Genomic DNA, 13,900 nt, shown 5'->3' on the forward strand with positions numbered 1-13,900 from the left:
CCGATAGTGAAGTACGTGGGTTATGGGGCGATTGCCCGCCCCCGAGCGACTGTCGCGCGGCAACCGCTTGGTGTGCCGATGACGACCGGCCTCAGCCGTCGGCGGGTTTCACCGCCAGCACCGGCTTGCGGCACTCCAGCAGCAGCTGCTGAGACACACTGCCCAGCAACAGCTTTCCCACTGGATTACGGTGCCGGATGCCGATCACCAACAACTCGGCCGCCGGGCGGTCCATCGCGTCGAGCAGCTCGTCGACGGGGTCCGCCCCCACCGGCTGTGACACCTGGTAGCGCACGCCGGAGGCCGCGAGGTGCTCCTCCAGGTGGTGCAGCGCGCCGGACTGGGCGAAGCCGGGATCGGCCAAGGCCTCCCCCTTGGTCGCGTTGATCACCAGCACGTCGGCATCGCGCAGCCGGGCCTCGCGGAGGCCGTGCTCCAGCGCGGCCTGGCCGAATTGGTCCGCGGTGTAACCGATGACGATCATGCGTTGGCCTTCTCTTCCAGGTCACGATCCGCGCTGCCGGCGGGCTTGCGCACCAGGCGCAGGATCAACGGCAGCGCGATCAACAGCAGCATGCACACGTATACCGCGATGGCCACCGGCTCGGTGAACAGGTTGCCCCAGTCACCGCCGCCCAGCTGCAGGCTCTGGCGCAGCTGCCGCTCGATCCGCGGGCCCAGGATGACCCCGATGATCAGCGGCAGCACCGGCAGCCCGAACCGGCGCATCATCAACCCGAGTAGGCCGAACACCAGCAGCAGGGCCAGGTCCAGCGGCTGCACGTTGACGGCCAGCGCGCCGAGGGTGGCGAAGAACAGGATGCCGGCATACAGGTACGGCCGTGGGGTGCGCAGCAGCTTCGCCCACAGTGGGGCCAACGGCAGGTTGAGCACCAGCAGCAGGAAGTTGCCGATGAACAGGCTGGCGATCAGTGTCCAGATCAGCAGCGGTTCCTTCTCGAACAGCGTGGGTCCGGGCTGGATGCCGTAGGACACGAACGCCGTCAGCATCACCGCGGCGGTGGCGTTGGTCGGCAGGCCGAGCGACAGCATGGGCACCAAAGTGCCTGCCGCAGAGGCGTTGTTGGCCGCCTCCGGGCCGGCGACACCTTCGATGGCACCCTTGCCGAACTCCTCGGGATGTTTGCTCAGCTTCTTCTCGGTGATATAGGACAGGAACGTCGGCAGCTCCGCGCCGCCGGCGGGCAGGGCACCGAACGGGAAACCGTAGGCGGTGCCGCGCAGCCACGGCTTCCAGGACCGCTTCCAGTCCGACCGGCTCATCCACGGTCGTCCCACCGGGATCACGTCGGCGGGCCGGCGACGCAGATGCGCAGACACCCACAACGCCTCACCGAGTGCGAAGATGGCCACCGCGACGACCACGATGTCGATCCCGTCGGACAACAGCGGCAACCCGAAGGTGGCGCGCGGCTGTCCCGTCATGAAGTCGATCCCGATGATGCCGATGGCCAGCCCGAGCAGGAGTGAGATGGCTCCGCGCAGTTTCGATTCGCCCAGCACGGCGGTCACCGCGACCAGGGCGAACAGCATGATCGCCAGGTACGACGGGGCTCCGAGGGTGACCGCGAACCGGGACACCGCCGGGGCGAACGCGGCCAGCAGGACGGTGCCGATGGTGCCCGCGACGAACGACCCGATGGCGGCGGTGGCCAGGGCCTGCGCGGCGCGCCCGGCCTTGGCCATCTTGTTGCCCTCGATCGCGGTGATCACCGACGACGACTCACCGGGGGTGTTGAGCAGGATGGAGGTGGTCGACCCGCCGTACATGCCGCCGTAGAAGATGCCGGCGAACATGATGAACGCCGCGCTGGGGCTGACGTTGTAGGTGATGGGCAGCAGCAGCGCCACCGTCATGGCCGGGCCGATACCGGGCAGCACGCCGACGGCGGTACCCAGCAGCACGCCGATCATCGCGTACACCAGGTTCATCGGGGTGGCCGCCTCGGCGAACCCCTGCAACAGCCAGTTGAAGTTTTCCATCTACAGGATCCCGTCCAGAATGCCTGCGGGCAGCGGGATTCCGAGCCCGGAGTAGAACGCGTAGAAACTGCCGACCGCCAGCACCGTGCCGATCACCAGGTTGCGCACCCAATGCCGGCTGCCCAGAATCGTTGCCGCACCGGCGAACAGCAAGGCGCCGGTGATCGCCCAGCCCAGCGGCTCGACGGCGACGATGACGCCCACGAACAGCGCCACCAGCAACCCGACGGTGCGCCAGTCGGCAGGACTGTCCGGGTCGACGTCCTCGCCGCCCTCCATCTGCCCGACCGATCCGCGCTCGATCGCGATGCCCAGCGCGCCCGCGAGCAGGATCAGTCCGATGCCGATGACGATCGGAAAGAACTTCGGCCCCACCGGATCCACCTTGGCGAAACCGGCGGTCAGTCGCAGCGCGTCGACGATCAGGAACCCGCCGACGGCCACCATGACGACGCAGATCAGATATTGCGAGCGGTCGACGGTCTTCACAGCAGACCCAGCTCGGTCAGCGTCGTCGACACCCGGTGATCCTGGTCGGCGAGGAACTGTTCGAACGCCGGGCCGGTGAGGAACGCGTCACTCCAGCCGTTACGCACCAGCGCCTCCTTCCATTGGTCGGTGCCATGCAGGTCGGTCAGTGCCCGCACCATGGCGTCGCGGGCGTCGTCGGAGATTCCGGGCGGGGCGAGCACCCCGCGCCAGTTGGTGAAGGTCAGGTCGATCCCGGCCTCGGTGAGGGTGGGCGCGTCGATGCCCTCGACGCGTTCGGTGCCCGACACGGCCAGCACCCGCACCTGGCCGGCCTCGATCTGATCGACGTACTCCCCCAAACCCGAAGTGCCGACCGCGATCTTGCCGCCCAGCAGCGCGGTCAACAGATCACCGCCGCCGTCGTAGGTGATGTAGTTGACCCGTTTCGGGTCGACGCCGACGGCGCGGGCGGTCTCCATCGGGAACAGGTGATCGGGTCCGCCCGGCGACGATCCGCCGCCGACGGTCATCCGCGCCGGGTCGGCCTTCCAGGCGGCGACGAAATCGGCCATCGTCCGATACGGCGAATTGGCCGGGACCAGAATGCCTTCCTGCTCCTCCACCATCTTCGCCAGCGCGGTGGCATCCGAGGCTCGCGCGGTCGAACCGTTGGTGTAGGTCGCGCCGACCACCCCGAGCCCCATCATCATCATGAGGTCGTCGTTGCCTTTTTCGTTCATCAGGCGGGCCATGGCCACCGTGCCGCCCGCGCCGATCACGTTGAAAACCTCGACACGGCCGGTGATATCGGTGTCTTCCATGATCTTCACCGCGGTCCGCGCGGTCAGGTCGTATCCGCCGCCGGGGCTGTTGGGCACCATCATCCGCAGCCGGTGCAGCCCGGTGGTCTGCTCACCGCGGGTCACCCCACAGGCCGTCAACAGCAGCGCCGCCACCAGCAGCACGGCCAGTCCCGCTCTGGAACGCACGGTCATCCCCCATCGTCGATGTGATGTTCGGCAATACTGGACCCATCGGGTGACGTGGGTCACGCATGAGTTCGCAAAGGAAGTTGTGGTCGTTAAGTTCACGAAGCCGCCGTTCAAGGGCAGAAGTCTGGCCGGCCAGTTCCTGCTGTTCCAGCTGCTGGTGGTGGCGGTGGTGCTGATCGCGGTGGCCGCGGTATCGGTGGCCCAGTCCATCCGGGAGTTCCGCGATGTCCGCGGCCAGCGGATGATCGCGGTCGCCGAGAACGTGGCGTCCACCCCGATCGTGCGGGACCGCGTCGAAAAGCACTGGACCGACCCGTTCATGGGCCAGGTCCTGGCGCCCGACGTGGACCGCGCCGTGGCGCTGTCCGGAGCGGGCCTGGCCGAGATCCTGGACCCGGCCGGGGTGGTGCGGGTGTCCTCGGATCCCGACCGGATCGGTGCTCGCATGGACCTGAACATCAGCCTGGCCGACGAGGGTCGGGCATGGTTCGGCGACGGCGATATCGCCGGTGTGCGAAACCTGATCGGTCAGGTGCCGATCCTGGCCGCCAGCGGCGCGGTGCTGGGCATCGTCTCGGTCAGCGAGCGCTACCCCACCGTGTGGGAGCTGCTCGGCGGCGCCGGCGAACGGCTACTGCTCTACCTGGGACTCGGGGCGGTGCTGGGGCTGGCCGCGTCCTGGCTGCTGTCCCGCCGGATCAAGCGCCACACCCGCGGGCTGGAGGTCACCGAGATCGCGGGACTGGCCGACCATCGAGAAGCGTTGCTGCACAGCATCCGTGAGGGTGTGGTGGCCGTCAACCCCGACGGGGTGGTCACCGTGCTCAACGACAGCGCCCAGGAACTCCTCGGACTGGACGCCGACGCGGTGGGCCGACGGGTCGACGAACTGGGACTGGGACAAGCCGTGGTCGACTTCCTGATGTCGGGTGAGGAGGGCCACGACGCGATCATCGCCACCGGCAGCCATGTGCTGGCGCTGAACCGGCGGGCCGCCAACAGCCAGGGCAGGCGCATCGGTACCGTCACCACCATGCGTGACAGCACCGAATTGGCGGCGCTGCAAGCGCAGTTGTCCTCGCATCGCAGCGTCACCGACACCCTGCGTGCACAGACCCACGAATTCGCCAATCAGCTGCACACCATCTCCGGACTGGTGCAGCTCGGCGAGTACGACGCCGTGCACGAACTCGTCGGTACCCTGACCCGTCGCCGTGCCGAGATCAACGATGCTGTCACCCAACGAGTTTCCGATCCGGCGGTGGCCGCGCTGCTGATCGCCAAGACGTCACTGGCCGCCGAGAACGGGGTCACCCTGGTGCTGGACCCGCACAGCCGGCTGCGGGCACTGCCGCCGGCCACGGCCACCGACGTGATCACCTTGCTGGGCAACCTGATCGACAACGCCGTGGACGCCTCGGTGGGCGCGCCGCGGGCCGAGGTGCACGTGACCGTGCGCGACGACGACGGCCTGACCATCACCGTCACCGATTCCGGGCCGGGGGTGCCACCGCACCTGCGCGAATCGCTGTTCGCACGAGGGGTGACCTCCAAACCTGACGTCCCCGGCGGCCGCGGTATCGGGCTGGCCCTGGTCCGGCTGGTCACCACCCAGCACGGCGGGCACGTCGAGATCGAGGACGCGCCCGGCGGCGGCGCGTCGTTCGTGGTGCGGCTGGCCCATGCGTGACGTGCTGATCGTCGACGACGATTTCATGGTCGCCGAGATTCACCGCCGGTTCGTCGAGCGGATCGACGGTTTCCGGCCGGTCGGGGTGGCCCGCACCGGCGCCGAGGCGTTGGACGCCGCCGCAGAGCTGCGGCCGGATCTGATCCTGCTGGACGTGTACCTGCCCGATATGTCGGGCCTGGCGGTGTTGCACCGGTTGCGCGCGGAGGGCAACCGGGTCGGCGTCATCATGATCACCGCGGCCAGGGAGCTGGACACGGTGCGCGGCGCGCTGGACGGCGGCGCGGCCGACTACCTGATCAAACCGTTCGAATTCGACCAGCTGCGCGCCAAACTCGCGGGGTTCGCGGCCCGCGCCGAAGCACTGGCCGCCGACGGCGGTGCCGACCAGTCGATGATCGACGCGTTGTTCAGCGGTGCCGCCCCCGTCCCGACGGCCGTGCTACCGAAAGGCCTCGGCGCCGAAACCGGTCAGCTGGTGCTCGACGCGGTGCGCACCGCCGACGAGGTGTCCGCCGCCGAGTGCGCCGATCTGGTGGGCATCTCCAGGGTCAGCGCCCGTCGTTATCTGGAGCACTACCTGAGCACCGGCCTGCTGGAACTGCGCCTGCAGTACGGCGCGGGCCGCCCCGAACGCCGCTACCGCAGCGCCGATCAGCGATCGAACCCCGGATAGCCCGACCACCGATAGGATCCCCGCATGGTGCGGCGATGTCTGGCGCTCGCCCTGGCGCTGGTGGTCGCCGGCTGCGCGCCCACGATCCAACCGGCCGCACCCGAGGCCGGCGGTGCGCAGGCCGACGCCATCATGCGGATCGTGCGCGACACGATGACCGAGGCGCACCTCAAAGCGGTGATCGTGCGGGTGACCGTCGGCGGCAGGGAAGTGCTCACGAAGGCGGTCGGCGAGTCGATGACCGGTGTCCCGGCCACTCCTGCCATGCATTTCCGCAATGGCGCCGTGGCGATCTCGTACGTGGCGACACTGCTACTCATCCTCGTCGAGGAGAAAAAAGTCGGCCTCGACGACAAGCTGGCCACCTGGCTACCAGACGTTCCGCATGCCGACCGCGTCACCCTGCGCCAGCTTGCCCAGATGACCTCCGGTTACGTCGACTACGTCATCGGCAACACCGCCATGAACGAGGCTCTGTACGCAAATCCGTTCCGGCATTGGACAGCCCGGGAACTGCTGGATTTCTCGGTGCACCAGCCGCTGCTCTACGAGCCAGGCACCAACTGGAATTACGCCCACACCAATTACGTGTTGCTCGGGCTGGCGCTGGAGAAGGCCACTGGGATGGACATGCCGACACTGTTGTCCGAGAAAGTGCTTCGCCCACTGGGTTTGACCAGCACCGCCGACGCCGACACCCCGGCCATCCCGGCCCCGGTGCTGCACGCGTTCAGTTCCGAGCGCCGAGCGGCCCTCCAGATTCCCGCGGGCACCGCGTTCTACGAGGACACCACCTTCTGGGATCCGTCCTGGACCCTCACGCACGGCGCCATCCAGACCTCGAACATCTACGACCTGGAGGCCACCGCCGTCGGGATCGGCTCGGGTCGACTGCTGTCCACCGACTCCTACCGGGCGATGGTGTCCACCGCGCTGCGCGGCACCACCCACGCCCAACCGGGCTGCACGACGTGCGCGGCGATGAACGACGGCTACACCTACGGACTGGGCCTGGTGATCTCGGGGAACTGGCTGATGCAGAACCCGATGTTCGCCGGCTACGCGGCCACCGAGGCGTACTTGCCGGCACGCAAGATCGCCGTCGCCGTCGCGGTCACCTTCGCCCCCGACGCGTTCGACGATCAGGGCGACTACCGCAACGAAGCCGAGACACTGTTCCGCAGGATCGGTGCCGAACTGGCACCCGGGGATGCGCCGCCGGTGCCACCGGCGAAATAATGACGCGGTGGCATCCAAGGTCCTCTTCCTCTACAACGAACACCTGGCTTCCGAGGCCCTGCTCGGTGAGGCGTTCACCGAGCAGGGTTTCGACGTGCACACCTTCGAGGTGGTGCCGGCGGAGCGGATCGAGGACCCCGCCTGCGAGGTGAGCTTCCCCGCCGCTGCCGACTACGACGTCATCGTCCCGTTGGGGGCGCGGTGGCCGGTCTACGACGAAGCGCTGCGCCGCACCTGGGTGGGCGCGGAGACCCAGTTGTTGCACGACGCCGCCGATGCCGGGGTTGGCGTGCTCGGCGTGTGCTTCGGCGGCCAATTGATCGCGCAGGCGTTCGGTGGCTCGGTGTCGCGGGCGCCGGTGGCCGAGATCGGTTGGACCGATATCAGCACCGACCGACCCGACCTGGTGCCGGCCGGCCCGTGGTTCGAATGGCATTTCGACCGCTGGACGTTGCCGCCCGGCGCGATCGAGGTCGCCAGGACCGCCAACGCATCACAGGCATTCGTGCTGGGCCGCGCCCTGGCGCTGCAGTTCCACCCCGAGATCGATCACGGACTGCTGGCCTTGTGGCTGGCCGGTGACCGCGACGGGGAGGTGATCGGCCACGGCCTCGACCATGACGAAATACTTTTCCGCACGGCGCAATTGAAGGACGACACGGTAGCGCGGGTGCGCACTCTGGTCGACGGGTTCCTCACCGAGGTGGCCCGTCAGCCGTGCCCCAGTTCATGAGCCAGCGCCGCCTCGATACCGGGGCGGCGGAACCGGTGCCCCAGCTCGAGCAGCACACCGGGGCGCACCCGCTGGTCGGCCTCGGCGAGCTCACGCACGCCCTGTTCGCCCAGCAGGAGCCGGGGACCGAACGACGGCACCGGCAGCAGCGTCGGGCGGTGCAGTACCCGGCCCAGCGCGGCGGTGTACTCGGCGTTGGTCACCGGTTCGGGCGCCACGGCGTTCACCGGCCCGGTGAGCCGCTCGTCGTAGAGTGCGCGGTGGTAGACGTCGAGCAGGTCGTCCAGGCCGATCCACGACAACCATTGCGCGCCGCTGCCCAACCGGCCGCCGAGCCCCGCCGCGAACAGTGGCCGTAGCAGCCGCAGCGTACCGCCGGCGGCCGATTGCACCACGCCGGTGCGGATATTGACCACGCGCAGGCCCGCCGCCGCGGCCGGGCCGGTCGCGGCCTCCCAGTCGGCCACCACGTCGGCCAGGAAACCGGCACCGCGGCCGCTGCTTTCGTCCAGCTCGACCGAGCCGCGGTCATACCCGTAGAACCCGACCGCCGAGGCGGCGACGAACACCTTCGGTCCGCCGTCAAGGGTCCGGCCGGCCAGCTCGGCCAACGCCCGCGTCGGCTCGATCCGGCTGTCCCGGATGGCCTTTCGATGTTCGGCCGTGAAGCGCCCCGCAATGGATTCACCCGCCAGGTGCACCACCGCGTCCACACCGGCCAGCAGTCCGGGATCCGGCGACGACGGATCCCATTGCCGCTCTTGCGGTCCGGTCGCGCAACGGCGCACCAACCGGATCACCCGGTGGCCACCGGTGGACAGGAACGCCGTCAGCGCCGACCCGACCAGGCCACCGGCGCCGGTGACGGCGACGGTCAGCGAACCCAGGCCCGCCGCGGTGGCATCACGGTGGGCCGCCAGGTCGTCGGCGAGTTGGGCGTGCCGGTAGACGAACATCGGCCGCAGCGCCGCAGCGGGCACCACGGTGTCGACCCGGTCGAATACCCGCGTCGAACCCGGTCCGGCCGAGGCGAACTCGTGCGTATGCCGCCACTGCCCGACCACCCGGGCCGGCCAGGACCGCGGCCCGTCGGAGTCCAGGGCGTCGACGAAGCGGTGCGGCGGGTCATAGGCGGCCGGGTCGTGGCGCGCCACCCAGCGCAGTCCGCCCGGCAAACCCAGCACCGCCCGGCCGTCGGCCAGTGACGATGTCTCGGAGACCACCGTCATGGGTTGCCACGGCGGCACCAGCCGCCGCATGGCGCCCGGGCGGGTGTGCCAGTCGAAGACGACGTCGAGCGGATGGTCGACCACGCTGTGGTACTCGATGCCCATCGTGATTGCCCCCTTCGCTGTCGGGGTATCTGGTCCTACGCTGGTGCTGTCCCCATCGAAACTACCGCGATGAAAAAGGTTCTCCGCCGCCGAACCGGATTGGGCAGGTTCGCCGACCGCCGCGATGCCGGCCGGGCCCTGGCCGGACTCCTTGCGTCCTACCGGGGACGCACCGATGTGCTGGTGCTGGGGCTGGCCCGGGGCGGGATCCCGGTGGGCTGGGAGGTAGCCGCTGCCCTGCACGCCCCGTTCGACGCGTTTCTGGTGCGCAAGCTCGGGGCGCCGGACTGGCCCGAGCTCGCGATGGGAGCGCTGGCCGGCGGCGGCGGGCTGGTGCTCAACACGGACGTGATACGCAGCCTGGACGTCAGTGACAGCCAACTTCAGGCGACGATCCGGGCCGAGACCGCCGAGCTGCGCCGCCGGGAGCGCGTGTACCGCGGTGACCGGCCGCCACCGGAGCTGGCGGGCCGCACGGTGATCCTGGTGGACGACGGGGTCGCGACCGGTGCCAGCATGTTCGCTGCCGTGCGCGGCGTGCGGGCAGCCGGATGCGAATCGGTGGTGGTGGCCGTGCCGGTGGGTGCGGAATCGACCTGCCGCGCGCTGCGCGCCGAGGCGGACGCCGTGCTGTGTGTATGCACCCCGCCGGATTTCAGCGCTGTCGGCCAGCTGTACGACGATTTCCGGCAGACCGGCGACGACGAAGTGCGCCAGCTGCTGGCGACCCCGACCTAGCTCTTGGGCTCCACGTCACTCTTGGTGTCGGCATCGCTCGCTGTGTCGGCGGCGCCGTGCTCTGCGTCAGTGGATTCTGCCTCGGTCGCCAGACCCGACTCCGCTTCCGCCTCGACGGCTTCCGGAGCCTCGGCCGTCTCCTCGTCCGGGTAATCCTGAACCGCCGTCTCGGCTTCCTGGCCGGTGGCGTCGCCGTCGGTCACGGCGTCATCGTCGGCGTCGTCGGCGTTACGGCGCGACCGGTCCCGCAACGCATCGACGATGAGCAGCAGCACACCGATCACGCTGGCACCGATACAGACCCAGGCAATCAGCTCGTTGCTGGTGACGACGGCGGCCACCAATGCAGCCAGGCCGATGACGGCAAGGACGAGCGCGATGATCAACATTGATCGAACTTAGCCGGTTGTCGGACCGGTCAGTTGTTTCCGCGGTTGAACTGGTTGAAGCCGCCGGAATCGTTGGCCGCACCGGTATCCACCGGGGCGGCCGAACCACGCTGGCCGAGCTCCTCGAGCTGCGATTCCAGGTAGGTCTTCAGACGGGTGCGGTACTCGCGCTCGAAGGTGCGCAGTTGCTCGAGGCGACCTTCCAGGACCGTGCGCTGCTGGTTGATGGTGCCCATGATCTCGGAGTGCTTGCGCTCGGCGTCGGCCTGCAGGGCGTCGGCCTTCTCCTGGGCCTGACGCAGCTGCGTCTCGGACCGGGTCTGGGCGTCCGACAACAGCGCATCGGCGCGCTGGCGGGCGTCGGCGACCGTGGTCTCCGCGGTGTGGCGCGCCTCGCTGACCAGGGCGTCGGCCTGGGCACGGGCGTCGGAGAGCAGCTTCTCGGACTCCGCCTTGGCCGAGCTGGTGAGCCGGTCGGCGGTGTCCTGGGCCAGGCTGAGCACCTTGGCGGCCCGCACGTGGTGGTCTTCTGAGACCGGAGCGGCCGGCGCCTGGACGACGGGCTGCGGCGCCTCGTAGACCGGCTGCTGCACCACGGGCTCCGGCTCGGGCTCGGGCTGGTAGGCGGGGATGGACTGGGTGGGCTGGGCACCGCCCGCGCGGGCGCCGGCCAGCTCCTGGTCGAGCTCGGACACCCGCTGACGCAGGTCGGCGTTCTCCTCGATGAGCCTGGTGAGCTCGTTCTCCACCAGGTCGAGGAACGCGTCGACCTCGTCCTCGTTGTAGCCGCGTTTACCGATGGGCGGCTTACTGAATGCGACGTTGTGAACGTCGGCTGGTGTGAGCGGCATCGTCTGCCCCCTTGAAGTCTGGACCGTCAACCGGTTTCAAAGTGTAAAGCGTAGGTACGAGTAACTGGCGTCCATCCTGTCACAGCAGACCCGGCGGTTGCAGAGGAGGTTGATAATTAAGAGCTAATTTCAATCTTCTCCGCTGGTAGCCGGCCTGCCAGGGGGTTGCGGACGGGCCTCAGCCGGCCGATCCGGCCGCGGCCCCGAAGGCCAGCTGCATGCCGATGAAGGCGACCAGCAACAGCACCATGATGGACAGGTCGAAGCGCACCGCACCGATGGTCAGTTGCGGAATCAGTCGACGCAGCAGCTTCACCGGCGGGTCCGTGACGGACAGGATGAGCTCGAGGATCACCACCGTGACCCCCTTGGGGTGCCAGTCCCGGCTGAACGACCGGATGAACTCCACGACCACGCGGGCGATCAGCAGGAGCCAGAACACGAACAGCGCGAAACCCAGGATTTCGAAGAACAGCGCCAACTGAAGCCGACCTCACTACGGCGGAAACACGATTGCGAACCGATGGGAGCGGGACCCTCGGAAAACCCCACGAAAAGGTCATGGAAAGCCCCTGCGAAATCAGCCTACCCGGCAGCTGCCGGGCGCCCGCTCCTACTGGTAGGAGTAGAAGCCGGCCTCGGCGATCCGGCGCCGCTCCTCGGCCGTCACGTCGACATCGGCCGGCGAGAGCAAAAACACCTTGGTGGCCACCTTGTCGAACGAGCCACGCAGGGCGAACGCCAGCCCGGCCGCGAAATCGACGAGGCGCTTGGCGTCCGCGTTGTCCATCGACACCAGATCCATGATCACCGGCGTGCCGTCGCGGAACCGCTCACCGATGGTGCGGGCCTCGCTGTAGTCCTTGGGGCGCAGCGTGGTGATCTTGGCCAACGGGCTGCCGGCCTCGAACAGCTCGGCCATCCGGCGCGGCTCCATGGCCAGCGCACCACGGGTGGCGGCGGCGGGGAACCGCGGCGCGGGACGGTCGAACTCGCGCGGGGCGCGCAACCGGCCTTCGAATCGCGGTGAGTCGTATCCGCCGCGGTAGCCACCCGGCGCCATGTCCATCTCGCGCTCGTATTCGCGCGGGCCGCGATCGTCGAACGCGCGACTGTCGCGGTGCTCCCGGCCGTAACCCTCGTCCTCGAAGCGGTCCTCGGCGCCGCGGCGGGCGTAGCTGCGCGCGGGCCGCTCGTCGTCGTAGTAGTCGTCCTCGTAGTCGTCCATCGGCGCCATACCGAAGTAGGCCTTGACCTTGTGCAGTGTGCTCATCGCCTGCCCCTTCTGCTGCTGATGTCTGTGGTGTCTGTGATGAAGATGTGACTGGAGTGACTACTCAGGGTGACGTTAGCGGGCGTTGCCCCATCAACGCGGTACCGACACGCACACACGTCGATCCGTGTCGCACAGCTATCTCCATATCCCCGGACATGCCCGCCGACAGGCCCAGCCGGTGGGCGAACGACCGCTGCACGCGGTCACGCTCGGCGGCCAGTTGGGCAAATGCGTCTTCGGCATCCCAGCCCAACGGCGGAATGCCCATCAGCCCAGCGAATTCCAGCGCGTCGATGGCATCGGCGGCGGCACCCAGTTCCAGCACCTGGTCGGGCGCGCCGATCGGAATCCCACCGCGGGCGGGGTCGCCGTCCAGGCTGATCTGCAGGTAGATCCGCAGCGGCTCGGTGCGCCGGCCCGCCGCCATCTCCTGTTCTGCCGCACCGCCGAGTGCCGCGATCAGCCGGGCGCTGTCCACCGAATGCGCCGCGTAGGCCCAGCGGGCCACCGCGCGGGCCTTGTTGCGCTGGATGCTGCCGATCATGTGCCAGCGGATCCGCTCGCCGGGGAACTGCGCGGCCACGGTGTCGACCTTCTTGGCCGCCTCCTGCTCACGCGATTCGCCGAAGTCATTGCAGCCCAACCGATGCAGGATCACCACATCGGAGGCTGGGAAGAATTTGGTGACCGGCAGCAATTCGATATCGCGGACATCGCGGCCGGCCGCCTCGGCGGCGGCGGACAGCCGCGCCCGAACCGCGGCCAGTGATCCGGCCAATTCCACGTCGCGATGCGTCTGGTCGGTCATTCCATCCACACCAACGACGCCAGCCGGCCGGTGGGTGCCCCGCGTCGATGACTGAACAGCTGACGGTCCTCGACGGTGCAGCGCGGGTCGATATCGATGGCGGTGATCCCCAATGTGGTGAGTTGTCTGGCGATTCCGGCCCGGATGTCCAGACCGGGGGTGCCCTTGGCGGTGGTGGTGCGACTACCCGGCAGGGCGGCCTCGACATCGTCGGCCATGGCGGCGGGCACCTCGTAGTTGCGGCCGCTGACCGCCGGCCCGAGCAGCACCGAGATATCGGCGACCGTGGCGCCCAGGCCGACCATGGCTTCCACGGTGCGCGCGACGATGCCGCGTTGGGCGCCGACCCGGCCGGCGTGCGCCGCACCGATGACGCCGGCGCGCGCGTCGGCCAGCAGCACCGGGACGCAGTCGGCGGACAGCACCGCCAGGGCCAACCGCCGCGTGGTGGTCACCAACGCGTCGGTGTCGTCGACCGGCGAACCCGGGTCGCCGTCGACCACCACGACATGGTCGGAATGGACCTGATTCATCCAGACGACGGCCTCGGCGCCGATGGCGTCGGCCAACCGCGTGCGGTTGGCCGACACCGCTGCCGGATCGTCGCCGACGTGGTCGCCGAGATTGAAGGAGTCATACGGTGGCCGCGAGACACCGCCCCCGCGGGTGGTGGTGACCCGCCGAACCCGTACGGGCACG

Annotated in this window: 16 protein-coding genes; 5 read left to right on the top strand and 11 right to left on the bottom strand. The window is 68.9% G+C overall.

What is annotated here, in order from left to right; all coding sequences use genetic code 11:
- Window positions 1-91: 91 nt before the first annotated feature.
- Genes SBI67_RS15120 through SBI67_RS15135 form a run of 4 tightly spaced genes read right to left on the bottom strand, consistent with a single transcriptional unit; the run spans window position 92 to window position 3,470 of the window.
- Window positions 92-484 (bottom strand): universal stress protein, encoded by a 393-nt coding sequence (locus tag SBI67_RS15120; protein ID WP_318981361.1) that lies wholly within the window; start codon window positions 482-484, stop codon window positions 92-94.
- Complete coding sequence (locus SBI67_RS15125) at window positions 481-2,004, bottom strand: tripartite tricarboxylate transporter permease (protein ID WP_318981362.1); 1,524 nt, start codon at window positions 2,002-2,004, stop codon at window positions 481-483. Before SBI67_RS15125 ends, SBI67_RS15120 begins: the two co-directional genes overlap by 4 nt.
- A complete protein-coding gene (locus tag SBI67_RS15130; protein WP_318981946.1) occupies window positions 2,005-2,451 on the bottom strand; it encodes a tripartite tricarboxylate transporter TctB family protein in 447 nt (148 codons plus the stop codon).
- Between the two features lie 38 nt (window positions 2,452-2,489).
- Window positions 2,490-3,470, bottom strand: a complete 981-nt coding sequence (locus SBI67_RS15135) for a Bug family tripartite tricarboxylate transporter substrate binding protein (protein WP_318981363.1) — start codon at window positions 3,468-3,470, stop codon at window positions 2,490-2,492.
- Window positions 3,471-3,549: 79 nt separating this feature from the next.
- Here SBI67_RS15135 and SBI67_RS15140 point away from each other — a divergent pair, with 79 nt between their 5' ends.
- Genes SBI67_RS15140 through SBI67_RS15155 form a run of 4 tightly spaced genes read left to right on the top strand, consistent with a single transcriptional unit; the run spans window position 3,550 to window position 7,805 of the window.
- A complete protein-coding gene (locus SBI67_RS15140) occupies window positions 3,550-5,157 on the top strand; it encodes a sensor histidine kinase (RefSeq protein WP_318981364.1) in 1,608 nt (535 codons plus the stop codon).
- Window positions 5,150-5,833 (top strand): response regulator, encoded by a 684-nt coding sequence (locus SBI67_RS15145; RefSeq protein ID WP_318981365.1) that lies wholly within the window; start codon window positions 5,150-5,152, stop codon window positions 5,831-5,833. The genes SBI67_RS15140 and SBI67_RS15145 overlap by 8 nt, the downstream gene beginning before the upstream one ends.
- Before the next feature lie 24 nt (window positions 5,834-5,857).
- Complete coding sequence (locus tag SBI67_RS15150; protein WP_318981366.1) at window positions 5,858-7,072, top strand: serine hydrolase domain-containing protein; 1,215 nt, start codon at window positions 5,858-5,860, stop codon at window positions 7,070-7,072.
- Between the two features lie 7 nt (window positions 7,073-7,079).
- Window positions 7,080-7,805, top strand: a complete 726-nt coding sequence (locus tag SBI67_RS15155) for a type 1 glutamine amidotransferase (protein WP_318981367.1) — start codon at window positions 7,080-7,082, stop codon at window positions 7,803-7,805.
- Here SBI67_RS15155 and SBI67_RS15160 read toward each other — a convergent pair.
- Entirely contained in the window at window positions 7,784-9,139 is a 1,356-nt protein-coding gene (locus SBI67_RS15160) for a TIGR01777 family oxidoreductase (RefSeq protein WP_318981368.1), read from the bottom strand. The two genes, SBI67_RS15155 and SBI67_RS15160, sit on opposite strands and share 22 nt — an antisense overlap.
- Before the next feature lie 69 nt (window positions 9,140-9,208).
- Between SBI67_RS15160 and SBI67_RS15165 the strand changes: the two genes are divergently transcribed.
- Complete coding sequence (locus SBI67_RS15165; protein WP_318981369.1) at window positions 9,209-9,877, top strand: phosphoribosyltransferase; 669 nt, start codon at window positions 9,209-9,211, stop codon at window positions 9,875-9,877.
- On the opposite strand, the gene SBI67_RS15170 is transcribed toward SBI67_RS15165, so the two are convergent.
- The 6 genes from SBI67_RS15170 to pgeF all read right to left on the bottom strand — a co-directional run bounded on the left by SBI67_RS15170 (window position 9,874) and on the right by pgeF (window position 13,899).
- On the bottom strand, window positions 9,874-10,266 hold the full coding sequence (locus SBI67_RS15170) for a hypothetical protein (RefSeq protein WP_318981370.1): 393 nt from the start codon (window positions 10,264-10,266) through the stop codon (window positions 9,874-9,876). The two genes, SBI67_RS15165 and SBI67_RS15170, sit on opposite strands and share 4 nt — an antisense overlap.
- A 29-nt stretch (window positions 10,267-10,295) precedes the next feature.
- Complete coding sequence (gene wag31 / locus SBI67_RS15175; RefSeq protein WP_318981371.1) at window positions 10,296-11,117, bottom strand: DivIVA-like cell division protein Wag31; 822 nt, start codon at window positions 11,115-11,117, stop codon at window positions 10,296-10,298.
- 178 nt (window positions 11,118-11,295) lie between these two features.
- Window positions 11,296-11,598 (bottom strand): YggT family protein, encoded by a 303-nt coding sequence (locus SBI67_RS15180; RefSeq protein ID WP_090353839.1) that lies wholly within the window; start codon window positions 11,596-11,598, stop codon window positions 11,296-11,298.
- 132 nt (window positions 11,599-11,730) lie between these two features.
- Window positions 11,731-12,390: a cell division protein SepF gene (locus SBI67_RS15185; RefSeq protein ID WP_318981372.1), complete on the bottom strand. Its 660-nt coding sequence runs from the start codon at window positions 12,388-12,390 to the stop codon at window positions 11,731-11,733.
- Between the two features lie 64 nt (window positions 12,391-12,454).
- A complete protein-coding gene (locus SBI67_RS15190; RefSeq protein WP_318981373.1) occupies window positions 12,455-13,201 on the bottom strand; it encodes a YggS family pyridoxal phosphate-dependent enzyme in 747 nt (248 codons plus the stop codon).
- A complete protein-coding gene (gene pgeF, locus SBI67_RS15195) occupies window positions 13,198-13,899 on the bottom strand; it encodes a peptidoglycan editing factor PgeF (protein ID WP_318981374.1) in 702 nt (233 codons plus the stop codon). Before pgeF ends, SBI67_RS15190 begins: the two co-directional genes overlap by 4 nt.
- Window position 13,900 lies beyond the last annotated feature (1 nt).

This window comes from Mycolicibacterium chengduense (assembly GCF_033741155.1).
Classification (GTDB): domain Bacteria; phylum Actinomycetota; class Actinomycetes; order Mycobacteriales; family Mycobacteriaceae; genus Mycobacterium.

Excerpts from the sequence above, each read along its gene's own strand:
- SBI67_RS15190 (WP_318981373.1), bottom strand. The coding sequence starts at position 13,201 with ATGACCGACCAGACGCATCGCGACGTGGAATTGGCCGGATCACTGGCC.
- SBI67_RS15165 (WP_318981369.1), top strand. The coding sequence starts at position 9,209 with ATGAAAAAGGTTCTCCGCCGCCGAACCGGATTGGGCAGGTTCGCCGAC.
- SBI67_RS15160 (WP_318981368.1), bottom strand. The coding sequence starts at position 9,139 with ATGGGCATCGAGTACCACAGCGTGGTCGACCATCCGCTCGACGTCGTC.
- SBI67_RS15150 (WP_318981366.1), top strand. The coding sequence starts at position 5,858 with ATGGTGCGGCGATGTCTGGCGCTCGCCCTGGCGCTGGTGGTCGCCGGC.
- SBI67_RS15185 (WP_318981372.1), bottom strand. The coding sequence starts at position 12,390 with ATGAGCACACTGCACAAGGTCAAGGCCTACTTCGGTATGGCGCCGATG.
- SBI67_RS15170 (WP_318981370.1), bottom strand. The coding sequence starts at position 10,266 with ATGTTGATCATCGCGCTCGTCCTTGCCGTCATCGGCCTGGCTGCATTG.
- SBI67_RS15135 (WP_318981363.1), bottom strand. The coding sequence starts at position 3,470 with ATGACCGTGCGTTCCAGAGCGGGACTGGCCGTGCTGCTGGTGGCGGCG.
- SBI67_RS15145 (WP_318981365.1), top strand. The coding sequence starts at position 5,150 with ATGCGTGACGTGCTGATCGTCGACGACGATTTCATGGTCGCCGAGATT.
- SBI67_RS15120 (WP_318981361.1), bottom strand. The coding sequence starts at position 484 with ATGATCGTCATCGGTTACACCGCGGACCAATTCGGCCAGGCCGCGCTG.
- wag31 (WP_318981371.1), bottom strand. The coding sequence starts at position 11,117 with ATGCCGCTCACACCAGCCGACGTTCACAACGTCGCATTCAGTAAGCCG.
- SBI67_RS15130 (WP_318981946.1), bottom strand. The coding sequence starts at position 2,451 with ATGGTGGCCGTCGGCGGGTTCCTGATCGTCGACGCGCTGCGACTGACC.
- SBI67_RS15125 (WP_318981362.1), bottom strand. The coding sequence starts at position 2,004 with ATGGAAAACTTCAACTGGCTGTTGCAGGGGTTCGCCGAGGCGGCCACC.